The organism is Mycolicibacterium wolinskyi, assembly GCF_002101965.1.
GTDB classification, from domain to species: domain Bacteria; phylum Actinomycetota; class Actinomycetes; order Mycobacteriales; family Mycobacteriaceae; genus Mycobacterium; species Mycobacterium wolinskyi.
The window spans coordinates 243,489-268,235 of the sequence record NZ_LQQA01000006.1; the positions used below are offsets into that span (position 1 = coordinate 243,489).

Sequence of the window (24,747 nt, forward strand, 5' to 3'; positions counted from 1 at the left end):
GTGCAATGTGGGTTGCGTGGGTGGCCTCGGCGTCCTTGCGATGCGCTTCGGCTGCAACTCCACCCAAGGAGCCGTCGTGGCCGTCCGCCTTCTCGCAATCACGCAGGCCCGCAACACTTTTGCCTATTCCGCGGCATGTGCTCCGCGTGGGTGCCGGGATCCGTGCTAGGAGCCTGGTTCAGGAGATTTAGCCTTCTCTTCCGGCTAGATCTTGGCCTCGCCAAGCTTCCGTGGTTCCTTTGTACTACGTGACCACAGTCACATCAAGGCCCAACGCCACCCAGATTTCAGATCGTTACGCCGGGGCTCCAGCTACTACCGGCGGTAGCTCAGAGGGTGAACCGGCGCAGCAACGAATACGTCAGCGCGCCGGCCGCCAGCGCGCTGATCCCGACGGCCGCGGTGGTGGCGACGGCGGCGCCGGACGGCGCCGGAATCCGGTCCCGCAGCGACACCGGTTTGGTGAAAGTCAGTACGGGCCAACCGCGCGCGGCGGCCTCCTTGCGGAGTGCGCGATCGGGGTTGACGGCGGTGGGGTGGCCGACGGCCTCGAGCATCGGGATGTCGGTGATCGAATCCGAATATGCGTAGCAATGGTCGAGCGAATACCCCTCGCGGGCCGCCAGCGCTCGGATCGCTTCGGCCTTGCCCTCGCCGTAACAGTAAAACGCGATCTCGCCCGTGTAGCGGCCGTCCTCGACCACCATCCGGGTGGCCATCGCGTGCGTCGCACCGAGGGCCCGGGCGATCGGCGCGACGATCTCCTCGCCGGACGCCGAGACCACCACGACGTCGCGTCCACACAGCTTGTGGTCGGCGATGAGCTCGGCGGCCTCGGCGAACACGAGCGGGTCGACGATGTCGTGCAGCGTCTCGCCGACGATCGATTTGACCTGCTCGACATCCCAGCCCGTGCACATGTTGGTGATGTAGCTGCGCATGCGGTCCATCTGGTCGTGGTCGGCGCCCGACATCAAGAACAGAAACTGTGCATAAGTCGATTTGAGCACGGCCCGGCGATTCAACAGGCCCTGATCGAAGAAAGGTTTGCTGAAAGCGAGCGTGCTCGACTTGGCGATCACCGTCTTGTCAAGATCGAAGAAGGCCGCTGTGCGCACCGGTCGGCCGACGTCCTGCCCGGATTGCACTGCGATCGACTCCCCGGCAGCCGGATCGGATGCGGTCACAAGCGCCAGCATAGAGGCACCCGGACGGCGATAACCGACCGACAGTACAAAATGGCAGTTCACGACACATTCGGTGGATTGCGCGCGGCGGAACGGCTCGCGGTAACCCGCAGATCGATCCCTTGCGTGTTTTGGCAGTTCCGTGTGTATAGTGAGCATTACTCGGCTTATGCCGAGGGTGTATCAGCCCGACCCCCCGGGGCTGATACGCGACGACCTCCGCCTCCTCCCCCCCTGGCGGGGGTCGTCTTCTTTTCCGGGGAGGATCACTTCCGCAAACACCGCCAGGATTGCCGTAGCGGTTGCGGAACGTTGTTTTGACACCTGTCAGCAGTTATCCCCAGCCTGTCCTTCATCCACAATCCGCGATCTGGTGATGGTGCCGGCGCGCCACGTGGCCGCAGGGTGGGGACATGGCCCCGTCACACAGTTCGACCCGCGCCGTGCTCGCGCTGATCGGCGATCCGCTGCTGCGTGCGGACGCGAATCGGGTGGCCGCGGCCGCCGGCGTCGGCCTGGTGCACGTCGACGACCCATCGAGCCGCAAGGTGTGGCTCGCCGCAGCGGGTGTGCTGCTCGACGCGGCGGCCGCGCGGCGGTGTGCCGAGCGGGCCCTGCCGCGCCGTGAGCGGGTGGTGCTGATCGGCCACGAGGACCCCCAACCGGCGGATTGGCAGGCGGCGATATCGGTCGGCGCGCAACTGGTCGTGACGTTGCCAGGCGGCGACACCGAGCTGGTCGCGGCGCTGTCCGACGCGGCACATCGCGACGACGACGGGCGCGGCCCGGCGGTCGCCGTGGTTGGGGGCAGGGGCGGCGCAGGTACGTCGGTGTTCGCAGTCGCGCTGGCTCAGTCAGCGCCCGCCGCGCTCCTCGTCGACGGCGACCCGTGGAGCGGCGGCATCGACCTCGTCCTCGGCAGTGAGGACGAGCCGGGCCTGCGTTGGCCAGATCTCGCGCTGCAAGGGGGCCGGCTGGGCTATCCCGCTCTTCGTGACGCATTGCCGCGGCGCGGTGCGGTCAGCGTCCTGTCGAGCGGGCGTACCGGTGTCGACATCGAGGCCGGGCCGCTCGGCGCGGTGGTCGACGCGGGCTGTCGCGGCGGAGTGACGGTGGTGTGCGACGTGCCGCGGCGTTGCACGGCGGCAGCCGAAACTGCCTTGGATGCCGCCGATCTCGTCGCGATCGTGACGCCGGCCGACGTGCGGTCGTGTGCGGCGGCCGCGGCTGTGCGGCCGTGGGTCCTGGCGTGCAACCCGAACGCGGGCGTGGTGGTGCGCGGCCCGGCCCCTGGCGGCCTGCGCGCAGCCGAGGTCGCCCGCATCGTCGATCTGCCGCTACTGGCCGCCATGCGACCGCAGCCTGGCCTGCACGACGCACTGGAGCGCGGCGGGTTGCGGCTGCGCCCACGATCACCGCTCGCCGTTGCCGCGCGCCAGGTGCTCGGCGTGCTGGCCCAGAACCCCGCGCTGGAGGCCGCATGAGCACGTCGCTGATCGACCGCGTGCGTGAGCGGCTGGTCGCCGAGACCGCACCGCTGAGTCCGGACGTGGTGGCCGCGGCCATCCGGGCCGAATCCGGCGGGCTGCTCGGTGACACCGAGGTGTTGAGCAATCTGCGGGTCCTGCAGACCGAACTGACCGGCGCCGGCATCCTGGAGCCGCTGCTGTACGCCGACGGAACTACCGACGTCCTGGTCACCGCACCCGATGCGGTCTGGGTCGATGACGGGGACGGATTGCGCCGCACCGGTATTCGATTCGCAGACGAAGCCGCCGTACGACGGCTGGCGCAGCGGCTCGCATTGCTGGCCGGCCGCCGTCTCGACGAGGCACAGCCCTGGGTGGACGGGCAGCTCAGCGGTATCGGGGCTTTCACGGTGCGTCTGCATGCGGTGCTGCCACCTGTCGCCGCGGGTGGTACGTGCGTATCACTGCGGGTGTTGCGCCCGGCCACCCAGAATCTCGACAGCCTGACGCGGTCCGGGGCCATCGCGCCGCCGGCTGCCGAGCTGTTGCGGGCGATCATCGCGGCCCGGCTCGCGTTCTTGATCTCGGGTGGCACGGGCTGTGGAAAGACGACACTGCTGTCCGCTGCGCTGGGTGGCGTCGCCGAGCACGAGCGCATCGTATGTGTCGAGGACGCGGCCGAACTCGCGCCGGCACATCCTCACGTCGTGAAACTGGTCGCTCGCGGCGCCAACGTCGAAGGGGTCGGCGAGATCACGGTGCGCGATCTGGTCCGGCAGGCACTACGGATGCGGCCCGACCGAATCGTGGTAGGTGAGGTGCGCGGCGCGGAAGTCGTCGACCTGCTGGCCGCCCTCAACACGGGCCATGACGGCGGCGCAGGCACTGTGCACGCCAACAGTCCAGCCGAGGTGCCCGCGCGGCTGGAGGCGCTCGGTGCGCTCGGCGGTCTTGATCGGCCCGCGCTCTACAGCCAACTGGCGGCTGCGGTGCAGGTGCTCTTGCATGTCGGCCGTGACCGCACCGGGCGACGCCGGCTCGCCGAGATCGCGGTGTTGCGCCGCACCGGCGATGGTGCACTGGACGTGCTGACCGCGTGGCACGCGGATACCGGATTCGGTTGTGGCGCCGACATTCTGCAGCAGCTCATCGTCGATCGGGGTGCCCGGTGACCGCGGCAGCGCTGGCCCTGGCGGCCGCGTTGCTGATCTGGCCCGCCGCGCCGCGGCTCAGCGAGATGACGCGCGTGCAGTCGAGGCGCCTGCGCGCGTGGCCGATCGGGGTGGTCGCCGGCGTGGGTCTCGCGTTGACGGGACCGGTGTCGATCGCGCTCGCGGCCGGTGCAGTCGCGGGGACGGTGGCGTTGCGACGACGCCGCAGCGCCACACGCATACGACGTGAACGGGAATCCACGGCAATGCAGGCCGCACTCGATGTACTGGTCGGTGAACTGCGCATCGGAGCTCATCCGGTGAGCGCGTTCGGCACCGCCGCAGGCGAGGTGTCCGGGCCGGTCGGCGAGGGCATGCGGGCAGTTGCGGCCCGCGCCCGCCTCGGCGCCGACGTGGCCGCAGGTCTCGACGATGTCGCAGGCGAGTCTCAGCTGCCGATGCATTGGGAACGGCTCGCGGCGTGCTGGCGGTTGGCGCAGGCGCACGGATTGTCGATCGCCACGCTGATGCGCACCGCACAACAGGACATCGTTGAGCGGGAACGGTTTTCGGCGCGGGTCAGCGCGGCGATGGCAGGGCCGAGAACCACCGCGGCCGTGTTGGCCGGGTTGCCGGTCGTCGGCATCGGGCTCGGACAGTTGATCGGTGCCGACCCGATCGGTTTTCTGCTGGCGCCCGGAGTCGGCGGCTGGCTGCTGGTCATCGGTGTGCTGCTGGCGTGTGCCGGGTTGCTCTGGTCCGACCGGATAACCGATGGGGCGATGAGATGAGCTGGGCGGCATTGTTTCTCGCGGCAGCGCTGATGATCGGAGTGAGTCCGACGCGGAATCGGTTGGCGCCTGCGACGGTTCACGCACGTGCACCGCGGCGGTCTGGCAATGACGATCCACTCGCGGCCGCTTCGACCTTCGATCTGTTCGCGGCATGCCTGAGTGCGGGCATGGCCGTGTCGAATGCGGCGGCGGCTGCCGCACCGTCGGCGCCACCGTCACTTGCCCCGTTGCTCACGCGGGCGGCCGATCTGCTTGCGCTCGGCGCGGACCCCGCGACTGCCTGGTCGAACGATGCTCTGCCGCATGACAAGAACGTCGATGCACTGCTGCGGCTGGCGCGTCGGTCGGCGTCGTCGGGCACCGCGCTGGCGCACGGCGTGGCCGAGCTGGCCGGCCAATCCCGCCATGATGCGGCGGCCGCGGCGGATGCCACCGCCGAACGGGCGTCGGTGCTCGTCGCCGGTCCGCTCGGGCTGTGTTACCTGCCCGCGTTTCTGTGCCTCGGGATCGTCCCCGTGGTCGTCGGCCTTGCCGGCGACGTACTCGGTTCGGGTTTGTTGTGAAGATTGGGAGGAAAACCAATGGCAGGCAGAGTGTTTCAGCGGGTCCAGGCGCGTATGACGATGTTGATGATCGACGAGTCGGGCATGTCGACCGTCGAGTACGCGATCGGCACCATCGCCGCGGCGGCGTTCGGGGCCATCCTCTACACGGTGGTGACCGGGGATTCGATCGTGAGCGCGCTGAGCAACATCATCACCCGTGCGTTGAACACCAACGTCTAGATGACCGAGGTGCAGTCACGGTCGAGGCGGCCTTCGCAATCGCGGCGCTGGTGGTCGTCCTGGTGTTGTGCGTTGGCGGGCTCAGCACGGTGTCGATGCAGGTTCGGTGCGTTGACGCGGCACGCGAGGCCGCCCGGCTCGCCGCTCGCGGCGATGACCGCGCCGCGGCGGAGACCGCGCGCCGCATCGCGCCCCGGGGCGCGGCAGTCGACCTGCGCCGCGACGGCGGATTGGTCCTCGCCCAGGTCAGTGCCCGCGCCGCACTGCCGGGGCTCACCATCTCGGCCGAGGCGGCCGCCGCTGTCGAACCGGGCGTGCGATGACCGGGGATCGGCCAGCCTGCTGGCCGTCGCGCTGATCGCGATCCTGCTGGCGTTCACGACGGGCGCAGCGTATCTCGGGGCCGCTGTGATCGCCCGTCATCGCGCGCAGGCGGCCGCTGATCTCGCGGCGCTCGCCGCGGCCGGTGCTGTGGCGGGCGGGCCGGAGGCGGCGTGCGCTCGGGCGAGCCAGATCGCTTCGGCGATGCGCACCACCGTCGCCGCGTGCCGGGTCGACGGACTCGATGTGGTGCTCGACGTGCAGGTGCGAGTCAGCCTCGGCCGCTTCGGCACGGGCTCGGCTCGTGCCGTGGCCCGCGCGGGTCCGGTCGAGACCTAGTCCACCTCGTCGAGGTCAGCCGCGGCGATCTCGCTTTCGGTGGGCAGCCGCAACGCGAGCAGCCCGGCGTAGGTGCCGGGTTCCAGCTCGACCCGGTTGATCGTCATGTGCACCGGGCACCAGCCGCCGTCGGTCGTCCGCATCCGCAGCACCGCGGTGGTGACGCCGCTCGCGAATTCGGTTGTCATCGTGACCATGTGGCGTGCGTCGGCCGGATGGATACGGGCGGGGCCGCCTTCGCGGCTGCGCCAGTCGAAGAACGGCGCCGGCTCGTCGAGCCACTTCAGCAACTTCCAGTTGTTGAGGTCGACGAGCGCGCGATGCACGCCGGGCTGCGCGAGCCCGTCGAGGATCCGCTGTGCGAGGTAGTCCACCGGGACGGCGGGTCCCTCGCGATCGCTGCGCCAGTTCATCGCGCGGCAGATCAACCGGTCGCGGCCATCGGCTTGGGGTTCGAGGGCGACGCGCGCCACGAAGCCCACCGTGATGGGTTCACCCCGGAAGTCGGTGACGTCCCACGTCGTGCAGATGGTGTTGCCGGGCTGCGGTTTGATCGTCATCGACAACACCTTGGCCTCGCTCGGATTGAGGTCGCGCGTCGGCAGATCGTCGGCGAACGCGCGCCCTTCGGTGGCCTCGGTTTCCGGGTTCAGCCCGCTGTTGCGTATGGATTCCGCAGTATCGGTCGCGATGCCGGTCGAGAGGTCCCATTTGAGAGGGCCGGGGATCGGGCGTTCCGGTGGCTCTACGTGGAGCGGACCGATCCACACGTGCACGCCGTGAATGCGCCCGTCGGTCATCTGCACCACTTCGGTGCGGATTACGCGGTCGTTCTTCGGAGTGATGCTGGACAGGCCTTGACCTGCGCGTACGGTTTCGCCAATCGCACTCTGAATGGCCATCAGGTTCGGATTTCGGCGTAGAAACGCGCTTATCGGAACGAGATTCTTCGTTTGAGAGCCCCGTGCGACCACCGCAGGCTCGCTGCCCAGTGTCTCCACGAGCAGCCAGTCGTGGGTCATGGGCGTTATTTTACCCGGCGGTAAGGTCGTCGTTCGCACTCCTTAGGACGACGAAATCCGCACCATATGGCCGCTTCCGGCGCCTTCGAGCGGGTGCGCCGAGCGACCAGGAGTTGCAAACATGAGTGAGTTCACGTAATTTGCCACTGCACCCGGCCTCCGGGATTGGGAACGGATCGCGTTGTCCGACCGTTCATCGCAACGCCTGTGTGCTCGGCGTGCCCGAAGTTCATGTCGATCCGTGTAGTCGGCCGTCGAGGGGTCGGTCGTCAACGCGGTCGGGGGTCGCGCTGGGATTCGCTCAGCGCGCCGAGCACCAGGCGGAGTACCCGCACCGCGCCCGACTTGTCGAGTGGGTCGTTGCCGTTCCCGCATTTCGGCGATTGGACGCACGACGGGCAGCCGTGCGGGCACTCGCACGCCTCGATCGCCGCGGCCGTCGCGCCCCACCACGTCGCCAGCCGCCGATAGCCGCGGTCGGCGAATCCGGCGCCGCCCGGGTACCCGTCGTAGACGAAGATCGCAGGCAATCCGTCGACCGGTCCGACAGCCGTCGACACCCCACCGATGTCGCCGCGGTCGCAACTGGCCACGAGCGGCAGCAGGCCGATCGCGGCGTGTTCGGCCGCATGCAATGATCCGGGAACCGCGAGCGGGTCGATGCCGTTGCCCTGCAGTGCCTCTGGCGTGATGGTGCACATGACGGCCATGGTGTCGAGGGTCTGTGTCGGCATGTCGAGCTCGACGAAGTCGATAACCTCGCCGTCCAAGGCCCGGCGCAGGTAGCCGACGACGGTGTTGGTCACCGAAACCGGCACCAGGCCAACGGTGACCGGGCCGAACGTCATTCGCTCGCCGGGGCCGGTGACCGCGATGTCGGTGAGTTCGCGGGCGAACGTCGTGTAGCCGGGATCGGCGGCGTGCACGAACGCGACACCGTCTTCGAAGCTCAGCGAATCCACCAGATAGCTCTCGCCCTGGTGCAGATACACCGCGCCGGGATGTACCGACGAGGCAGCCTGTCCGGCGCCCGTGCTGCCCAGCATGCGGCCGGTGTCGGCTTCGAGGATGGCGACCTGGCCGCCGATCGAGCCGCGGATGTCGACGGCGGGATGCGGATCGACGCCAGGGGCGGGGAAGTACCCGCTCGGTCGTTTGCGCAGCAGCCCGTCGTCGACGAGGGACTGTGCCACCGATTCGGCGTCCCACCGCCGCACTTCGGCCTCGGTGAGGGGGAGTTCGGCGGCAGCGCAGAGTATTTGAGGGCCGAGGACATGCGGGTTGGTCGGGTCGATCACGACGCGTTCGATCGGCTTGTCGAGCAAGGCGGCCGGATGGTGGACGAGATAGGTGTCGAGTGGGTCGTCGCGCGCGATCAGCACGATCAACGCGCCCTGGCCGCGTCGTCCGGACCGCCCGGCCTGCTGCCAGAACGAGGTGACGGTGCCGGGAAAGCCCGCCATGACGACGGCGTCGAGGCCGGCGATGTCGATGCCCAGCTCGAGCGCGTTCGTGGTGGCCAGGCCGCGCAGGCGGCCGTCGGCCAGTTGGTGTTCGAGTTCGCGCCGATCCTCGGCGAGGTACCCGGCGCGATAGGAGGCCACCCGCTCGGCCAGATCGGGCGCGGTCTCGGCCAGCCGGGCCCGGGTGCTGAGCGCGGTCAGTTCCGCGCCGCGCCGCGACCGCACGAACGTCAGCGTCCGCGCGCCTTCGGTCATCAAGTCGGCCATCACCCGCGCGGCCTCCGCGCCGGCCGAACGCCGCACCGGGGCGCCGTTCTCACCGGTGAGGTCGGCGAGCAGGGCCGGCTCCCACAGGGCGATCGTGCGCGCACCCTGCGGTGACCCGTCCTCGGTCACCTCGACGACGGTCTGGCCGATCAGCTCGGCGGCGGTCTCGGCGGGCGCGGCGGTGGTGGCGCTCGCGAAAATCACCGTGGGCGTTGCTTCGTCGGGCGAATACCGCGCGCACAACCGCAGCAACCGGCGCAACACCATTGCCACGTTGGACCCGAATATGCCGCGGTAGTAATGGCATTCGTCGACCACGATGAATTTCAGGTTGCGCAGGAACACCGCCCAGCGGGCGTGGTTGCGCAGCAGCGACAAATGGATCATGTCGGGGTTGGAGAAAATCCACCGCGACCGCTCGCGGGCAAAGCGCCGCACTTCTTGCGCGCTGTCGCCGTCATACGGCGCGGGCGCGACATCCCCTAGCGCGGTGACGCTTTCGGTCAGTGCCTGCGCGGTGCGCAGCTGGTCGTGGCCGAGCGCCTTGGTCGGCGACAGATACAGCACGCGGGCCCGTGGATCGGCGGCGAGGGTGGACAGGATCGGCAGCTGATAGGCCAGCGATTTCCCCGAGGCCGTGCCCGTCGATATCACGACATGGCGTCCGTCGTGCGCGAGTTGTGCTGCCTCGAGCTGGTGCGACCACGGCGCGGTGATGCCCCGATCATGCAACGCGCGCACCACATCTGGGTGTGCCCAGTCCGGCCAGGTGAGGGGTTTGCCCTGACGCGGAGGTAAATCCGCGACATGGCGTAGCGGTTCTTCGTCGGCCGGCGTGCCCTCGACCGCGCAAGCGAGCAGCTCACGGCCGAAATCCAGCCCCCGATCCGACACGTCGCGACCTCCTGTCATCCACCCCGGCGGGGCCTGCTCGGGTTTGTAAACGAATTGTTCACCACACGCTGCAAGTCGAGACTGTCGCGGCAGCCCTGAACATGATTGACTTACGACGGTCGCAGCTTCTGTGTTTGTACTCGCACTCGCAGGATCGTCGTTGCGATCGCGGTTCCTGCGAGGGTTGTAGGTCGGGTCAAGTTCCGACGACTCCACGAAGGTATGGCGGTCGGAACGGGCCCGGTACGCCGGAAGTCGGTGGACCGCACCCGGTAAGAAGAGAAGGAAAGATCAAGAAATGCCACAGGGAACTGTGAAGTGGTTCAACGCGGAGAAGGGCTTCGGCTTCATCGCGCCCGAAGATGGGTCGGCGGACGTGTTTGTCCACTACACGGAAATCCAGGGCAGCGGCTTCCGCACCCTGGAGGAGAACCAGAAGGTTGAGTTCGAGGTCGGCCAGAGCCCCAAGGGGCCGCAGGCCACGGGTGTTCGGGCCATCTGAGCCAAACAACAAAAACTCAACGCAGACACCCCCGCGAGAGTCCCGCACCGGACACCGCGGGGGTGTTCTCGTTTTTGGGGCCCCGGCTGGCCTAGTGTCGATTCGTGAGCCAGCTGTCGTTCTTCTCGGCCGAGTCGGTGCCGCCCGCGGTGCCCGACCTGACCGGGATGCTGGCCGGCCCCGGACAAATCGTTCTGGTGGGTAGCTCCACCGAACAGGCGGCGCGGATTTCGGTGGTGGTCGACGAGCCCTGGCGCGCCCAGGGGTTGGCCGACATGATCGCGCAGGCCGGTCTGGAGCCCGAGATCGCCCGCACGGACGAGAACACGCCGCTGGTGCGTACGGCGCTCGATCCGCAGCTGGTGCCGATCGCGCGGGACTGGACGCGGGGCGCGGTGAAGACCGTGCCCGTGCAGTGGCTGCCCGGGTCGCGCGAGCTGCGGGCGTGGACGCTGGCGGCCGGAACGCCCGAGGCCGACGACCGCTATCTGCTCGGACTGGATCCGCATGCCCCCGACACCCACGCGCCGCTGGCATCGGCCATGATGCGAGTGGGTATCGCACCGACGTTGATCGGCACCCGCGGCTCGCGCCCTGCGTTGCGGATCAGTGGTCGACGACGGCTGTCGCGCCTGGTCGAGAACGTGGGGGAACCGCCGGGGGACGCCGCGGCGTTAGCGCATTGGCCACGTATTTAATAGTGCGTGAGCGGAGAGCCAGTTTGCGTAGGATCTCGCGGAATGCGAAATTGGCAGTTGTCTCGCAAGGCGGGACAGCTAAAGAAGTGGAGCGTAGGCACAGTTGGCTGGCGACGACCTGGACCGCGGTGGCGGCAGGGGAACGAGTAATGTCCGGCGACTCGTAATAGTCGAGTCGCCGACCAAGGCGCGCAAAATAGCCAGCTACCTCGGCTCCAATTACATCGTCGAGTCCTCGCGCGGCCACATTCGTGACCTGCCGCGGGCCGCTGCCGACGTGCCCGCGAAGTACAAATCCGAACCGTGGGCCCGCCTCGGGGTCAACGTCGATGCGGATTTCGAACCGCTCTACATCGTGAGCCCGGACAAGAAGGGCACCGTCACCGAGCTGAAAGGCCTGCTCAAGGACGTCGACGAGCTCTATCTCGCGACGGACGGTGACCGCGAGGGCGAGGCGATCGCCTGGCACCTGCTGGAGACCCTCAAGCCCCGCATCCCGGTCAAGCGGATGGTGTTCCACGAGATCACCGAGCCCGCGATCCGCAACGCCGCCGAAAACCCGCGTGACCTGGACAACGACCTCGTCGACGCGCAGGAGACCCGGCGCATCCTCGACCGCCTGTACGGCTACGAGGTCAGCCCGGTGCTGTGGAAGAAGGTGGCCCCGAAGCTCTCGGCTGGCCGTGTGCAGTCGGTGGCCACGCGCATCATCGTGCAGCGTGAGCGCGAGCGCATGGCGTTCCGCACGGCCGGCTACTGGGACGTCACCGCCGAGCTGGACGCTAGCGTCTCGGACGCCGACGCCTCTCCTCCCAGGTTCACCGCGAAGCTCAACACCGTCGACGGCCGCCGGGTCGCCACGGGCCGCGATTTCGACTCGCTGGGCCAGGTCAAGAAGCCCGACGAGGTGCTGGTGCTCGACGAGGCCAGTGCCGGGGCGCTCGCGACGGGCCTGCGGGGCGCTCAGTTGGCCGTCAGCTCCGTCGAGCAGAAGCCGTACACGCGTCGGCCCTATGCGCCGTTCATGACCTCGACGCTGCAGCAGGAGGCCGCCCGCAAGCTGCGATTCTCGTCGGAGCGCTCGATGAGCATCGCGCAGCGGCTGTACGAGAACGGCTACATCACCTATATGCGTACCGACTCGACGACGCTGTCGGAGTCGGCCATCAACGCCGCCCGCAACCAGGCCCGCCAGCTCTACGGCGACGAGTACGTGCATCCCACGCCGCGCCAGTACACCCGGAAGGTGAAGAACGCGCAGGAGGCGCACGAGGCCATCCGGCCCGCCGGTGACGTGTTCCAGACGCCGGGCCAGCTACATGCACAGCTCGACACCGACGAGTTCCGGCTGTACGAGTTGATCTGGCAGCGGACCGTCGCCTCGCAGATGGCCGATGCGCGTGGCACGACGCTGTCGCTGCGCATCGCGGGCACTGCGGCCGGCGGCGAGCAGGTGGTTTTCAACGCGTCCGGCCGCACCATCACGTTCCCGGGCTTTCTCAAGGCCTACGTCGAGAGCATCGACGAGTTGGCCGGCGGCGAGTCCGACGACGCCGAGAGTCGCCTGCCCAACCTCACGCAGGGCCAGCGCGTGGACGCCGCCGACCTCACCGCCGACGGACACCAGACCAGCCCGCCCGCGCGTTACACCGAGGCCTCGCTCATCAAGGCCCTCGAAGAGCTGGGTATCGGCCGGCCGTCGACCTACAGCTCGATCATCAAGACCATCCAGGACCGCGGCTACGTGCAGAAGAAGGGCAGCGCCCTGGTGCCGTCGTGGGTGGCGTTCGCCGTCGTCGGCCTGCTCGAACAGCACTTCGGCCGGCTCGTCGACTACGACTTCACCGCCGCCATGGAGGACGAACTCGACGAGATCGCCAACGGTCAGGAGCGACGGACCAACTGGCTCAACAACTTCTATTTCGGCGGCGATCATGGCGTCGAGGGTTCGATCGCGCGCGCCGGTGGTCTCAAGAAGCTGGTCGGTGGCAACCTCGAAGGCATCGACGCGCGAGAAGTCAACTCCATCAAGCTCTTTGACGATTCCGAGGGCCGGGCGATCGTGGTGCGGGTGGGCCGCAACGGTCCGTACCTGGAGCGCATGATCGCAGATCCGGACAATCCCGGTGAGCTCAAGCCGCAGCGCGCCAACCTCAAGGACGAGCTGACGCCCGACGAGCTGACGCTCGAACTCGCCGAAAAGCTTTTCGCCACACCGCAAGAGGGCCGCTCGCTGGGCGTCGACCCGGAGACCGGACACGAAATCGTCGCCAAGGACGGCAGATTCGGGCCGTACGTCACCGAGGTGCTGCCCGAACCGCCGGAGGATCCCGAGGCGGGCACCCCGGCTAAGAAGGGCAAGAAGCCGACGGGTCCCAAGCCGCGTACGGGTTCGCTGTTCCGCTCGATGGACATCGAGACGGTGACGCTCGAGGACGCGCTCAAGCTGCTGTCGTTGCCGCGGGTGGTGGGTGTCGACCCGTCCAACAACGAGGAGATCACCGCGCAGAACGGTCGCTACGGCCCATACCTCAAGCGCGGCACGGATTCTCGTTCGTTGGCGACCGAGGACCAGATCTTCTCCATCACGCTCGACGAGGCGTTGAAGATCTACGCCGAGCCCAAGCGCCGTGGCCGTCAAGCGGCCGCCGCACCGCCGCTGCGTGAGCTGGGCACCGATCCGGCGTCGGGCAAGCCCATGGTGATCAAGGACGGCCGCTTCGGGCCGTACGTCACCGACGGCGAGACCAACGCGAGCCTGCGCAAGGGCGACGACGTCCTGTCGATCACCGACGAGCGGGCGTCGGAGCTGCTGGCGGATCGCCGTGCCCGCGGGCCGGTGAAGAAAGCCGCGAAGAAGGCGGCCAAGAAGGCGCCCGCCAAGAAAGCCCCGGCGAAAAAGGCCGCCAAGAAGGCTTAGCCCGTCAGGTCGCTTTCGCGGAAATGAAGCGTGCTCGCAATGAGGTCGGTGTCAGCCCGGTCGCGAGGGCGACGGATCGCGAGAGGTGCGCGTGATCGGCGAAACCTGAATCGACGGCGATGCGCGCAAATTTGTCGTCACTGGAGGCGATCCTGCGGATAGCATCGGCGATGCGGCTGCGTTGACGGTAGTGCGAAAGTGTCATTCCGTTCACCTGCCTGAAAACGCGGCTCGTATGACTGCGGGAAGCCGCGGTGCCAGAGTCGAAGCGAACGCGTTCTGCGAGCCGAACGTGTGACGGTGAGAAGTGGTGCGGCCGCCTCAAGCTCTGAGTGAGGTCGTCGACGACCAGGGCGACGAGTCGTTCGAGCCGGAGCGTGATCTCCGGTTGCGGCATCGCCCTACTCCTGGCCGCGATGACGTCGGCGTGTGCGAGTAGGCAATCCATGGACAAGCGCGCGGTAGCGTGTGTCGTCGCTTGCAGGGCCTGAGGTACGTCGAGTGCGCGCCGCAACCGGATCACCTCGACGCTGTCATGGTTGTCAGTTGAGTGCTGGACCCATAAGTCGGGTTGTCCGGCGCGGTAGGACACGGTCTGGGCATCCACCGTCACCGGCGCGGACCGGGGGGCGCGTTCCATCCACACGCCGCTGGTGGCGATCACCAGGCACGGGGAGTCGGACGCCACGCGGTCGCGAATCCACCCTGTGGGGTGGCGGGAAGCGCAGCGGAACGACTCCAGCGAGAACCGATCCGTCACAGAGCGGATTCTGCCACCAAGCGCGCAGCGGGGCGCGATTAGCGCGGGAATCTCCTTGTAAAACGTTGCTGCCGAGAAGCTTTCGCAAAAAATGGAGCCTGGCTGGAACGGTGATTCCGCTGCCGTCCGGCGGAGAGTGGCTTGAATGGATGTGCTCGGAATCCGCCCAGCGTGCACACACGCTCCACATCTGTGTGGGCATGATGACCTTTGACATCAACCGGCCGCGCAATGAGACTTCGACGAAATCGCTTCTGCGGCAATGATGATCCGGGAGTCAGCATGCACTTGACCGCGGCCCACTGGGTCTATTTGATAGGCGTAGTGGCGTTGATCGCCTTCATGGTTGCGCGCAAGAGTGTGGTCGTGCCGGCTATCGTGGCAACCCTGGTGACCGCCTGGGTCTACACCGGCAGCTTCGTCACGGGTGTCAGCAGCGTTTTCAGCGCGAGCGCCGTCGCGATCACCGAGTTCCTCAGCATTTTCCTGGTTCTGGCCAGTGTCACCGCGATGATCGCGGCGATGAAGGCCGTGGGCGCCGAGCAACGGATGATCGATCCGTTGGCCCGGTTGATGAAGAACGCGACGTTGTCCTACTTCGTGTTGTTCGGCGTCACCTATCTGCTGTCGCTGATCTTCTGGCCGACGCCGTCGCTGGCATTGATCGCGGCGATCCTGCTTCCGGCGGCCATTCGCGCAGGCCTCCCTCCGATCGCCGCGGCGATGGCCATCGCGATCGCGGGTCAGGGTATGGCGCTTGCGTCCGACTATGTCATCGGTGTGGCTCCGGGTCTCTCGGCCAGCGGTGCGGGTGTGCCTGCGGAATTGATCGGAAACCGGGCGCTGATCCTGAGCTGGCTGGTTGGAGCGGTTGCAGTGTCGTTCGTCTACGTTCGTCACGTCCGTACCAATGGGCGGGCGGTAGTACGGGCACGGGCCCATGCAGGAGAGCCGGACCCCGTCGCGGTTGCGGTCGGTGCCTACCGCGCGGCGGAAACTGTTGGGCGCCAATCTGAACCCGCTGACGGCATCGATGCGTTCCTGGTCGACACACCTGCGGCGGAACAGCCGGGGAGACCATTGGGCCGGGCGTTCGCGGTGACCGTGCCGGTTGCGTTCGCGGGGGTGGTCGCCTACATGCTCGCCGGCAAGCTGACGAGTTGGGTTCCGCCTGTCGAGAGCGGAAGCGGCGCAGCGCTGATCGGTGGCACGGCAGTTCTATTGACACTCGCAATGACGCTGATCACCGGCGGTGAGGACCGCCTGGCCAGGACAGGCACCTACTTCGTCGACGGATTGGTGTTCGCGTTCCGAGCCATGGGTGCTGTGATCCCGGTGGCTGGTTTCGTCCTGATCGGCATCGCGGACTTCGCGGGCCGCATCATGCTGCTTCCGGAGGATGCGGCCGCGCCGGCGTTCCTGTTCGACCTCATCGGCAGTGCGGAGCCGTACATCCCCGACAACAAGTTTCTGATCATGTTCGCGATGATGCTGGCAGGCATGCTCGTCGGCCTGGACGGTTCCGGGTGGACAGGGCTTCCGTTCACCGGTGGTCTGGCCGATGCGCTGGCGCACTCTGCCGGCCCTGAGACGACGGCGACGCTCGCCGCGATCGCGCAGAACGCGGCAGGTTGGACGGGCGGTGGAACGCTGATCATCTGGTCGTCTCTTGTCGCCGTTGCCGGTGTGGCCGGAATTCCGGTCGCCACTCTCGCGCGTCGGCTGTTCGTCCCCGTTTGCGCCGGCTTGATCGTGAGCGTCACGGTGGCCGCGCTGATTTGGTGAAAGCGCTCTTCGAAAATCAATTACCACAACATGTTACGGAGAGGGAGGGCTGGAGATGAGTATCACCGGCACAACGACGATCGACTTGAGGGGCGAAGTCGCCCTGATCACCGGGGCAACCGGAGACATCGGCGCCGAGTATGTCCGGGCACTGGTAGGAGCCGGCGCTGACGTCGTGCTGACCGATGTCGTCGCTACGGAACGGGCAGGGCAGGAGCTTGCCCGGTCGGCGAACGAAGCTGGGCCCGGCAAGGCCGTGTTCGTCGCGGCAGATGTCACCAACGATGCAGATCTGGAAAGCGCCGTGAAGGTTGCGGTCGATCAGTTCGGCGGCCTGGACGTCCTGCTGAACAACGCAGCGATATACCGGGGGCTGGGGCCCAAGCGGCCGCTGGCAGAACTCCGCTCCGAAGAGTGGGATCTCGTCCTGCGGGTCAATGTCCGAGGCAGTTGGCAGGCCATCAAGGCTGCGCTGCCCGCATTTGTCAGCCGCGGTGGAGGGCGGATCGTCAACATCAGCTCAACGGTCGCCAGGGCAGGCGTACCGGGCTTCGCGCACTATGTGGCATCGAAGGCCGCAGTCGACGGGCTCACGCGGGCCGCTGCCCGGGAACTCGGCTCACACAATGTCCGGGTGAACGGTGTCGCGCCGGGGTTGGTCTCCGACTCGGCCACTGCGGAGATCAACCCGGCCGGGTATGCGGCGCGGTCCGCCCAGACTCGGGCGCTGCAGCGCGAGATGACTCCGTCGGACCTTGTGGGTGCGGTTCTGTGGCTCGCGAGTCGTGCGAGCGGATTCGTCACCGGGCAGACCCTGCTGGTCGACGGCGGGCAGGTGTTCGCATGACAGCGGTGATGAGTGACGCGGACGTCGTCGCGGTCGATCCGTCGACACTCGTGCCGATAGGCGAGGTGATCGCCACACGGCCGGCTGAACTCGAAGACGTGATCGGTGCTGCTCGGGCGGCTTTGCCTGCGTGGGCTCGCGACCACCGGCTGCGTTCGACGGTGATGAACGAGTGGGCTGCCCGACTCCTCGGTGCTGCGGAGGAACTCGTGCCCGCGTTGGTTGCCCAGACCGGAAAACCGATGCGGGAGGCGCGGATCGAGGTCATCGGTGCGGCAGAGGCGTTACGCTACAACGCGGGATTGTGCCGGTACGTCGGCGGCCGAGCCGGATCGCTTTCGGATGGCAACGTCATGCACGTCGTCCGTCAGCCGGTGGGACCGACGGCGTTCATCGTGCCGTGGAACTGGCCCGTGCTGCTCATGATGCGGGATATGGCCCCCGCGCTCGCCGCAGGGGTAACCGCGGTGGTCAAGCCGTCGCCGCAGACGACGTTCGTCACGCGGCGGGTGCTTGAACTCGGGCGCGACGCGGGTTTGCCCGAGGACGCCGTGTCCGTTGTGGCGGGTGATCGGGAAGTCGGCGAGGCTCTGGTGCGCCACCCCGAGATCAGGGCGGTCTCGTTCACGGGGTCTACGGCCGTCGGACAGCGCGTGATGCAAGCGGCCGCAGCGAGCATGACGCGACCCCTGCTTGAGCTCGGCGGCAAGGGCGCGGCCGTGGTCTTCGGCGACGCGGACATCGAGCGTGCGTGTGCGGATGTCGTGGCGGCCGCATTCATCACCGCAGGTCAGATGTGTATGGCATGCACTCGGATACTGGTTGAGAAAAGCGTCTTCCGACGTTTCACCGCAGGCGTGATCGACGGTACGCGAGCACTGACGGTGGGAGATCCACGCAACGAGGCCACTGACGTGGGCCCGTTGATCTCCACTGCGGCGGCACAACGGGTGCTCGGATACTTCGATCGTGCGCGCGCCGACGCAACCCTGCTGGCCGGCGGGCACGGCCTGCATCCTGATGGGCTGCCGGGCGGGTTCGTGGCCCCGACAGTGATCACCGACGTCGACGTGACATCGCCGCTCGTGCAGGACGACGTGTTCGGGCCCGTTGTCACAGTCGAACCGTTTGACGACGAGGAGCAGGCGGTGTCGATGGTGAATGCGACACCGTTCGGCCTGGTGGGCTCGGTGTGGACAGCTGATGTCGGTCGCGCTTGGCGGGTGGCGTCGGCGATCGACGCCGGAACGGTATGGGTCAACGGCTACAACCGCTCCTATCCGGAGTTACCGAGCGGCGGCTTCAAGGCGTCCGGGCTGGGACGTACGCGGGGAATCGAGGGCGTCGAGCAGTTCACCGAGGTCAAGAGCGTCCATTTCTCGGTGTAGTCAGCCCTGAGCTTCGCTCGAGACCTCCTCGGCTGCAATCGTTTTGGGCAACACCAGGTTGACCGGCCGGGCCAGCTGTGTGGGCACGGTGCGGCCGCGCAGCTCGACGATCTCGCCGACGTCCCAGCACAGTGCTTCGGCGTCGAGTGCGCCGCTCACCGCGATCGCCGAGGCCAGCACGTGGCCTTCCTCGAGCTTGGCGAGCTCGGTGAGCCGGGCGGCCTCGTTGACCGGGTCTCCGATCACCGTGTACTCGAATCGGGCCTTGGCGCCGATGTGGCCGGCGATCGCGCGGCCGGCCGAGACGCCGATGCCGAATTCGGTCTCGGTGCCCAGCACCTTGACCAGCTCGTCGTGCAGTTCGCGGGAGGCGGCCAGCGCCCCGCCCGAGGCGTCGGGATGCTCGATGGGCGCGCCGAAGATGGCCAGCGCCGCGTCGCCCTGGAACTTGTTGACGAACCCGCCGTGCTTGTTGACGGTGTCGACGATGACGCGGAAGAACTCGTTGAGCAGGTTCACCACGTCGGCTGCCGGAATCGTCGACGCGAGATGCGTCGAACCCACCAGGTCGACGAACAGCACCGCGACGTCGCGTTCCTGGCCGCCCAGCTCGGTGCCGCGCTCCAGGGCGCGACGGGCCACGTCCTCACCGACATAGCGGCCGAACAGGTCGCGCAGCCGCTGCCGTTCGGCCAGATCGCGCACCATGTCGTTGAAGCCGGCCTGCAGCAGGCCGAGCTCGCTGGCGTCGTAGATCTGCATGTGCGCGTTGTAGTTGCCGCGCTGCACCTCACCCAGCGCCCAGCGCAGCTGGCGCAGCGGATCGGCGATCGACATGGCCACGAGCACCGTGCCGGACAGCCCGATCACCAGCGCGGCGACGGCCAGCAGCAGGATCGGGGTGGTGAGCCGGTCGGCCGGGGCAGTCAGGATCGAGAACTTGCTGGCGACCAGGGCCAGCACGATCGCCAGGATCGGCACGCCCGTCGAGAGCACCCACGTCAGCACCTGGCGCAGGATCACTCCAGGGGCACGGAAGTTCTCCGGGACCCCGCCGCGCAGCGCGGCCACCGCGACCGGCCGCAGCACGCGCTCGGACTGCAGATACCCGATGATCGCCGTCGCGGTCGCGCCGAGCGCGGTGGCGACGGCCACGACGGGTGCGGATTGGCTGGCCACCGGCCAGCTCGCCACGATGAACACGATCGAGCCCAGGCACCAGTTCGTGACGCTGATGAGCGTCCGGTAGAACGGCATCTTGAGTGCGCGGGCGCGGGCCAGGGCCGTGATACCCGGGTCGCCCTTGGCCAGCAGCGTGTCGCGCCGCTGCCAGCGGATGACCGGGATGAGCAGCCGCAGGCTCAGATACGCGCCGATGATGAACGACACGAACAGATAGCCCAGGAAGATCGCCAGGTTGTAGGCGGGAAGGTCCTGCAGCTGGATGCGATCCTCCGGCGGCAGGCCGAACCGCAGGAAGCCGAGCACGAACAGCGCGCCGATGATGTCGGCCTGCAGCATGCCCAGGGTGAACACCGGCCACGGCGTACGCGCCACCCATCGCGCGAATGCACCGATTCGCGCGATGGGGATGGGCTGCGTGGTCACCCGTTTACCGTATCGGGCCGCGGGGACGTTCAGCGCCGCTGTCAGGAGGTTGTGTCGGCTTGACCACTACTGTTGGCGGTGATGAGCGGTGTCTTTTCGCGTCTGGTGGGCCAGCACGCGGTCGAACAGGAGCTGGTGGCCGCGGCTGCGGCCGCTCGTGGTGACTCTGCCCACAACGGTACGGCGACCGGGACGATGACACACGCGTGGCTGATCACCGGCCCGCCCGGCTCGGGCCGCTCGGTGGCGGCGCTGTGCTTCGCGGCCGCGCTGCAGTGCACGTCAGACGGGGTGCCGGGGTGTGGGCAGTGCCGCGCGTGCACGACGACGATGGCCGGTACACACGCCGATGTGCGGCGCATCGTGCCCGAAGGGTTGTCCATCGCGGTGAAGGAGATGCGCGAGATCGTCCAGATCGCGTCGCGGCGGCCCGGAACCGGGCGCTGGCAGATCGTGGTGATCGAGGACGCCGACCGGCTGACCGAGGGCGCGGCCAACGCGCTGCTCAAAGTTGTCGAGGAGCCGCCCCCGTCGACCGTGTTCCTGCTGTGCGCGCCGTCGGTGGATCCCGAGGACATCGCGATCACGCTGCGGTCGCGGTGCCGGCATGTGGCGTTGACGACACCGTCGGTCGACGCCATCGCCGACGTGCTGATCTCCGGTGACGGGCTGCCCGAGGAGGACGCGCGCTGGGCGGCGTCGGTCAGCGGGGGCCACGTCGGCCGGGCGCGTCGCCTCGCGACCGATCCTGAGGCCCGTGAGCGCCGCAAACGGGCCCTCGGGCTGGCCCGGGATGCCGCGACGCCGTCACGGGCGTATGCGGCCGCTGAAGAGATGGTCGCGGTCGCCGAGGCGGAGGCCCTCGCATTGACCGCGGGGCGCAACGAGACCGAGACCGAGGAGCTCAAGACCGCGCTCGGCGCCGGTGGCACCGGTAAAGGCACCGCCGCGACGATGCGCGGGGCCGCCGGTGCGCTCAAAGAGCTGGAGAAGCGGCAGAAATCCCGCCAGACGCGCGCATCACGCGACGCGCTGGACCGGGCGCTCATCGACTTGGCGACCTACTTCCGGGATGCGTTGTTGGTGTCCTCGGGTGCGTCTGCCGTCACGGCCAACCATCCCGACATGGCCGAGAAGGTCGCGGCGCTCGCTGCTCACGCACCGCCCGACAAGCTGCTGTGTTGCATCGAAGCGGTGCTCGAATGCCGCGAAGCCCTTGCCGTCAACGTCAAGCCGAAATTCGCGGTCGACGCGATGGTCGCCACCGTCGGGCAGGCGCTGCGGGGGAACTGACTTTGGCGGTGCCGGGCGTCTGCCGTAGACTCGTCCCGCCCGGTTCGCCGAGCACGCCGCCCTAGCTCAGTCGGCAGAGCGATTCACTCGTAATGAATAGGTCAGGGGTTCGATTCCCCTGGGCGGCTCCATATTTTTGCGCTTCTGCGGCGCGTCCGCGGCGTGATTGTCACGCGAGAGTGGCTCTCGGCATCCACCGCCACTCTGCCGTGACAGTGGGGCCGTCAATCGCCGTAAACCTGGGTCAGGAAGCCCTCGACGAGCGGCAGCACCTCGTCGAGATGGGTCTCCAGCAGCCAGTGCCCGCCGCCGAGCAGATGGATCTGCGCGCCGGGCAGGTCACGCTCATATGCCCTGGCCGATTTCTCCGGCATGTAGCCGTCATGCGGCCCCCACACGATCAACGCCGGCGGCCGGTGCTCGCGGAGGTAGGCCTGTTCGGCGGGGAACCACTGCAGCGTGTTGGGTTGGTCTTCGAGGAGCCGGATCAGGTTCGCGATGCGCTCCGTCGTCGACATCAGCGACCAGTGCAAGGTCCACAGATCGGGGCTGATGCGGTCGGCCACGTCGGCGGGTAGTTCACCGCGGAACTCGGTCTCGAAGCCGTGCAGCGTCACGTGCTGGGCGATCCTGCGCCGGGCTTCCGGCCCGGGGTTGTTCCACGACTCCTTGAGGAAGTCGTATTTCGGGCCGAACGCGTCTTCGTAGATGTCACCGTTCTGGATGATCAGGCCCGCGACGCGTTCCGGTTTGGCGATCGCGAGTTGGAACCCGAACTGAGACCCGTAGTCGTGCAACCAGATCACATAGCGGTCCAGGCCCATGGCATCGACGAAGCTCTGCAGGAACTCACTGTAGGCAGCGAACGTGTAGCCGAAGTCATCGACGGAAGGCGTTGCGCTGTAGCCGAATCCGGGGAGATCTGGTGCGACTGTCCGCCAGTCTTTCAAGCTCGCCATGAGATTGCGATAGACGTACGACGAGGCCGGATAGCCGTGGGGGAGGAGCAGGACCGGTGCGTCGATGGGCCCGGCTGCGCGGTAGAACGTGTCGACTCCGTCGACGGTGATCCGGTGGTGGGTTACGGGGCTCACGGTTCTTCTAGTACCCGTTTGGCCACTTTCATCGCGGAGTTGGCGTTCGGGAATCCGGCATAGCCGCTGGCGCGATAGATGACCTCGGCGATCTCGTCTTCGGTGAGGCCGTTGTTGCGGGCGATCATGACGTGCGCCTCGAACTCATCGGTCGCGCGCAAGGCGATCAGGATGCCCATCGTGACGAGGCTGCGATCACGACGACTCAGGCCTTCACGACTCCACAACCGGCCGAAGATGTTGTCGATCCCGATACCCAACAACTCATCACCGAATGAGCCATCCCCCTCGACGTTTTCCGGCACCGCCTCCGGCAGCAGCTCACGAAAGACCTGAAGACCTACCTCACGGACATCTGTCATGCCGGCCAGCTTGGCATGGTTATTGGGTTGGGGCCTCGGGCCAGCCGGGGCTTGGCGGCAGGGTCGGCGGCGGGTCCGGCCGGACGTATTTCTCCGGTGGCCACGTCATTGGAGTATCTGGCGCTAGCTTCGCACATTGGGGTAATTCGACCGTGCTTACGTTGGTGAGCACCCACGTGCCGAATACATCGGTTGAGGGAGTGCGCGCCGGACCCCTCTGGTTTCTGGGTGGCTCGTGCTGGTCTGCGGCCGCGATCCTCGGGTCCGGTCCAAATGTGTAGGAACCGGCGCCCCAACTAGGTGTGCTGCCAGCGCTCACGTAATTGCCGTCGCTCTCGTAAGCACTCATCGATCCGTAGGAACATACCTCGGCGGTGAAACTTCCGCCGTCACGTCGAAAGTTCACGACTTCGCTATACGCGGTTCCGACCCAAGTTCGCGTCTTGTCGCCGTTCCCGGCAGACGTTTCCGCATCAGCGACATTGTTGAATGCGCGCAGAAACCCAGGGTAGCCGGCATCTGCGATGGCTTCCTCGCCGCGCCCGCGTCCGAATGCGATACGTGCGTACGATTCACTCGCGGCGCGAATAAATGTGCCTTCGGGCGACATCAAGTCGACTGCGGGGTTAGGTATCCATCTAACGTTACTGAGTACTTGTTCGGTAATGCTTCGTTCGGTTGGCGTCGTCGTCGTAGTGTTCTCTCCGTGCGTTGAGGCAGGAGTATTGCATCCGCTTGTCAGCATGAGGATGGCAGTCGTTATAGCGATCGCGCACCCATGCCTCCGCTGCATGGAGGCCAAAGTCCATCGGACAAGTGGGTAGCTTCGTGTGCTGCGACCTAGCCGGTGGGTTGGCACCCACGGGAGCTGGAGCGATCGGTCGTCTAAGTCGCGATACCTGGTGTGGTTCCTCACTCCTGATCCGGCCATCCAGGTATCGGATCGCCGTGCGGTGGTGGTTGGTCGTGTAGGCCCGTGTACAGCGCTTTACGGGCGGGTGCGTCATCCGGCATGTGGTCTGCGCATTGTTGTTGTAATTCGGGCGGACTGACGGTGTTCGCTTTTCCGAGTGGGCCCCACAAGAAAGTGCTGGCGGCTGATATGAACCAAGGCTTAAATACATCATTGGACGGAGCGGGCATCGGACCGGACTGTTGGCTGGCAGGTGTGTCGACCCCACCCGGTGCAGCCTGGTTCGTTAAATCAATGCGCCTGACATGTACTGCAGCTTGTTCGCCGTACTGCGAAGTGCCGTTGGGAAGATCGGTGATTATCGAGAGAAATTTGCCGTCCGTCTCACTTTTGCGGAATGTGGCATAATAACCCTCGCATACGGTTACCCGATAGGAATTTCCAATCTGCTCAAGCGTCAGAATGTAGGACGGTTGGTATCCAAAAAATTCCGTCGGCGAGTTATTGGGGTCATCATCGTCTGGTGTCGGTAGCGGCTCCGGGCGAATATCCGAAAGCTCGGCTGGCGTACCAGGATCTTCTGGGAGATTTTCGGGCGTCGCCTGGAGGAAACCCGGATACGCCACAGAGGATTCTCTCCTGGATAGAAAACCAAGTCGATATGATTCGACATAAGCGCGTACCGCGACTGCTGGACCGCTCGTGAGGTCAATACCCGGCGCGGCACCCCAGTGAAATCGGAAGCTGTTGAATTCTGTCGGCCAGTTCGGAAACGCTGTGGCGGAAGGTGAATCGGGTGAAGGGGTGCATGAACACAGGATGATTGCCGATGCGGCAGACAATCTATGCCATATTCGTCGATTGGGCTTGGCCATCGGGAGTTAC

General features: G+C 66.9%; 22 protein-coding genes and 1 tRNA gene. 15 read left to right on the plus strand and 8 right to left on the minus strand.

The features are described from left to right. Nucleotides 1-329: 329 nt before the first annotated feature. Nucleotides 330-1,199 (minus strand): HAD-IB family hydrolase, encoded by an 870-nt coding sequence (locus tag AWC31_RS04960; RefSeq protein WP_067850318.1) that lies wholly within the window; start codon nucleotides 1,197-1,199, stop codon nucleotides 330-332. Nucleotides 1,200-1,600: 401 nt separating this feature from the next. Here AWC31_RS04960 and ssd point away from each other — a divergent pair, with 401 nt between their 5' ends. From ssd to AWC31_RS37755, 7 genes are read left to right on the plus strand one after another with little or no spacing between them, the layout of a single operon-like run. Beyond that, nucleotides 1,601-2,671, plus strand: coding sequence for a septum site-determining protein Ssd (gene ssd, locus AWC31_RS04965; protein ID WP_085143213.1), 1,071 nt, complete (start codon nucleotides 1,601-1,603; stop codon nucleotides 2,669-2,671). Then, nucleotides 2,668-3,828, plus strand: coding sequence for a TadA family conjugal transfer-associated ATPase (locus tag AWC31_RS04970; RefSeq protein WP_085143215.1), 1,161 nt, complete (start codon nucleotides 2,668-2,670; stop codon nucleotides 3,826-3,828). The genes ssd and AWC31_RS04970 overlap by 4 nt, the downstream gene beginning before the upstream one ends. Further along, nucleotides 3,825-4,598, plus strand: coding sequence for a type II secretion system F family protein (locus AWC31_RS04975; RefSeq protein WP_085143217.1), 774 nt, complete (start codon nucleotides 3,825-3,827; stop codon nucleotides 4,596-4,598). Before AWC31_RS04970 ends, AWC31_RS04975 begins: the two co-directional genes overlap by 4 nt. After that, entirely contained in the window at nucleotides 4,595-5,164 is a 570-nt protein-coding gene (locus tag AWC31_RS04980; RefSeq protein ID WP_085143218.1) for a type II secretion system F family protein, read from the plus strand. Before AWC31_RS04975 ends, AWC31_RS04980 begins: the two co-directional genes overlap by 4 nt. Before the next feature lie 18 nt (nucleotides 5,165-5,182). Then, on the plus strand, nucleotides 5,183-5,386 hold the full coding sequence (locus AWC31_RS04985; RefSeq protein ID WP_085143219.1) for a DUF4244 domain-containing protein: 204 nt from the start codon (nucleotides 5,183-5,185) through the stop codon (nucleotides 5,384-5,386). Between the two features lie 38 nt (nucleotides 5,387-5,424). Next, on the plus strand, nucleotides 5,425-5,709 hold the full coding sequence (locus tag AWC31_RS37750) for a TadE family type IV pilus minor pilin (RefSeq protein WP_272937906.1): 285 nt from the start codon (nucleotides 5,425-5,427) through the stop codon (nucleotides 5,707-5,709). After that, nucleotides 5,636-6,046 (plus strand): Rv3654c family TadE-like protein, encoded by a 411-nt coding sequence (locus AWC31_RS37755; protein WP_308204526.1) that lies wholly within the window; start codon nucleotides 5,636-5,638, stop codon nucleotides 6,044-6,046. Before AWC31_RS37750 ends, AWC31_RS37755 begins: the two co-directional genes overlap by 74 nt. Here AWC31_RS37755 and AWC31_RS04995 read toward each other — a convergent pair. Next, on the minus strand, nucleotides 6,043-7,068 hold the full coding sequence (locus AWC31_RS04995) for a PAS domain-containing protein (RefSeq protein ID WP_085143221.1): 1,026 nt from the start codon (nucleotides 7,066-7,068) through the stop codon (nucleotides 6,043-6,045). The two genes, AWC31_RS37755 and AWC31_RS04995, sit on opposite strands and share 4 nt — an antisense overlap. A 269-nt stretch (nucleotides 7,069-7,337) precedes the next feature. Continuing rightward, nucleotides 7,338-9,692 (minus strand): DNA 3'-5' helicase SftH, encoded by a 2,355-nt coding sequence (locus AWC31_RS05000; protein WP_085143432.1) that lies wholly within the window; start codon nucleotides 9,690-9,692, stop codon nucleotides 7,338-7,340. A gap of 298 nt (nucleotides 9,693-9,990) precedes the next feature. Between AWC31_RS05000 and AWC31_RS05005 the strand changes: the two genes are divergently transcribed. From AWC31_RS05005 to topA, 3 genes are all read left to right on the plus strand, one after another. After that, nucleotides 9,991-10,194 (plus strand): cold-shock protein, encoded by a 204-nt coding sequence (locus AWC31_RS05005; RefSeq protein ID WP_003882601.1) that lies wholly within the window; start codon nucleotides 9,991-9,993, stop codon nucleotides 10,192-10,194. 104 nt (nucleotides 10,195-10,298) lie between these two features. Continuing rightward, complete coding sequence (locus AWC31_RS05010) at nucleotides 10,299-10,892, plus strand: hypothetical protein (protein WP_085143223.1); 594 nt, start codon at nucleotides 10,299-10,301, stop codon at nucleotides 10,890-10,892. Between the two features lie 103 nt (nucleotides 10,893-10,995). Next, nucleotides 10,996-13,812: a type I DNA topoisomerase gene (gene topA, locus AWC31_RS05015; protein WP_085143224.1), complete on the plus strand. Its 2,817-nt coding sequence runs from the start codon at nucleotides 10,996-10,998 to the stop codon at nucleotides 13,810-13,812. A gap of 4 nt (nucleotides 13,813-13,816) precedes the next feature. Here topA and AWC31_RS05020 read toward each other — a convergent pair whose 3' ends face one another. Beyond that, entirely contained in the window at nucleotides 13,817-14,476 is a 660-nt protein-coding gene (locus AWC31_RS05020; RefSeq protein WP_133060109.1) for an AraC family transcriptional regulator, read from the minus strand. Nucleotides 14,477-14,854: 378 nt separating this feature from the next. On the opposite strand from AWC31_RS05020, the gene AWC31_RS05025 reads away from it, so the two are divergent. From AWC31_RS05025 to AWC31_RS05035, 3 genes are read left to right on the plus strand one after another with little or no spacing between them, the layout of a single operon-like run. Continuing rightward, entirely contained in the window at nucleotides 14,855-16,357 is a 1,503-nt protein-coding gene (locus tag AWC31_RS05025; protein ID WP_085143228.1) for a hypothetical protein, read from the plus strand. Between the two features lie 55 nt (nucleotides 16,358-16,412). After that, nucleotides 16,413-17,204: an SDR family NAD(P)-dependent oxidoreductase gene (locus AWC31_RS05030; protein WP_085143229.1), complete on the plus strand. Its 792-nt coding sequence runs from the start codon at nucleotides 16,413-16,415 to the stop codon at nucleotides 17,202-17,204. Next, a complete protein-coding gene (locus AWC31_RS05035; RefSeq protein ID WP_085143231.1) occupies nucleotides 17,201-18,592 on the plus strand; it encodes an aldehyde dehydrogenase family protein in 1,392 nt (463 codons plus the stop codon). Before AWC31_RS05030 ends, AWC31_RS05035 begins: the two co-directional genes overlap by 4 nt. Here the strand turns inward: AWC31_RS05035 and AWC31_RS05040 are convergent, their stop codons facing one another. Further along, nucleotides 18,593-20,200, minus strand: a complete 1,608-nt coding sequence (locus AWC31_RS05040) for an adenylate/guanylate cyclase domain-containing protein (RefSeq protein WP_085143233.1) — start codon at nucleotides 20,198-20,200, stop codon at nucleotides 18,593-18,595. An 81-nt stretch (nucleotides 20,201-20,281) separates the two neighbouring features. On the opposite strand from AWC31_RS05040, the gene AWC31_RS05045 reads away from it, so the two are divergent. After that, nucleotides 20,282-21,493, plus strand: coding sequence for a DNA polymerase III subunit delta' (locus AWC31_RS05045; RefSeq protein WP_067850296.1), 1,212 nt, complete (start codon nucleotides 20,282-20,284; stop codon nucleotides 21,491-21,493). 55 nt (nucleotides 21,494-21,548) lie between these two features. Beyond that, nucleotides 21,549-21,624 (plus strand) — tRNA-Thr (locus AWC31_RS05050). A gap of 93 nt (nucleotides 21,625-21,717) precedes the next feature. On the opposite strand, the gene AWC31_RS05055 is transcribed toward AWC31_RS05050, so the two are convergent. From AWC31_RS05055 to AWC31_RS37095, 3 genes are all read right to left on the minus strand, one after another. Next, entirely contained in the window at nucleotides 21,718-22,587 is an 870-nt protein-coding gene (locus AWC31_RS05055) for an alpha/beta fold hydrolase (protein ID WP_085143235.1), read from the minus strand. Next, on the minus strand, nucleotides 22,584-22,949 hold the full coding sequence (locus tag AWC31_RS05060) for a carboxymuconolactone decarboxylase family protein (RefSeq protein WP_085143237.1): 366 nt from the start codon (nucleotides 22,947-22,949) through the stop codon (nucleotides 22,584-22,586). The genes AWC31_RS05055 and AWC31_RS05060 overlap by 4 nt, the downstream gene beginning before the upstream one ends. A gap of 912 nt (nucleotides 22,950-23,861) precedes the next feature. Beyond that, entirely contained in the window at nucleotides 23,862-24,737 is an 876-nt protein-coding gene (locus tag AWC31_RS37095) for a hypothetical protein (RefSeq protein WP_133060110.1), read from the minus strand. Nucleotides 24,738-24,747 lie beyond the last annotated feature (10 nt).

Excerpts from the sequence above, each read along its gene's own strand:
- AWC31_RS04960 (WP_067850318.1), bottom strand. The coding sequence starts at position 1,199 with ATGCTGGCGCTTGTGACCGCATCCGATCCGGCTGCCGGGGAGTCGATC.
- ssd (WP_085143213.1), top strand. The coding sequence starts at position 1,601 with ATGGCCCCGTCACACAGTTCGACCCGCGCCGTGCTCGCGCTGATCGGC.
- AWC31_RS04970 (WP_085143215.1), top strand. The coding sequence starts at position 2,668 with ATGAGCACGTCGCTGATCGACCGCGTGCGTGAGCGGCTGGTCGCCGAG.
- AWC31_RS04980 (WP_085143218.1), top strand. The coding sequence starts at position 4,595 with ATGAGCTGGGCGGCATTGTTTCTCGCGGCAGCGCTGATGATCGGAGTG.
- AWC31_RS04985 (WP_085143219.1), top strand. The coding sequence starts at position 5,183 with ATGGCAGGCAGAGTGTTTCAGCGGGTCCAGGCGCGTATGACGATGTTG.
- AWC31_RS04995 (WP_085143221.1), bottom strand. The coding sequence starts at position 7,068 with ATGACCCACGACTGGCTGCTCGTGGAGACACTGGGCAGCGAGCCTGCG.
- AWC31_RS05005 (WP_003882601.1), top strand. The coding sequence starts at position 9,991 with ATGCCACAGGGAACTGTGAAGTGGTTCAACGCGGAGAAGGGCTTCGGC.
- AWC31_RS05025 (WP_085143228.1), top strand. The coding sequence starts at position 14,855 with ATGCACTTGACCGCGGCCCACTGGGTCTATTTGATAGGCGTAGTGGCG.
- AWC31_RS05030 (WP_085143229.1), top strand. The coding sequence starts at position 16,413 with ATGAGTATCACCGGCACAACGACGATCGACTTGAGGGGCGAAGTCGCC.
- AWC31_RS05035 (WP_085143231.1), top strand. The coding sequence starts at position 17,201 with ATGACAGCGGTGATGAGTGACGCGGACGTCGTCGCGGTCGATCCGTCG.
- AWC31_RS05045 (WP_067850296.1), top strand. The coding sequence starts at position 20,282 with ATGAGCGGTGTCTTTTCGCGTCTGGTGGGCCAGCACGCGGTCGAACAG.
- AWC31_RS05060 (WP_085143237.1), bottom strand. The coding sequence starts at position 22,949 with ATGACAGATGTCCGTGAGGTAGGTCTTCAGGTCTTTCGTGAGCTGCTG.
- AWC31_RS37095 (WP_133060110.1), bottom strand. The coding sequence starts at position 24,737 with ATGGCCAAGCCCAATCGACGAATATGGCATAGATTGTCTGCCGCATCG.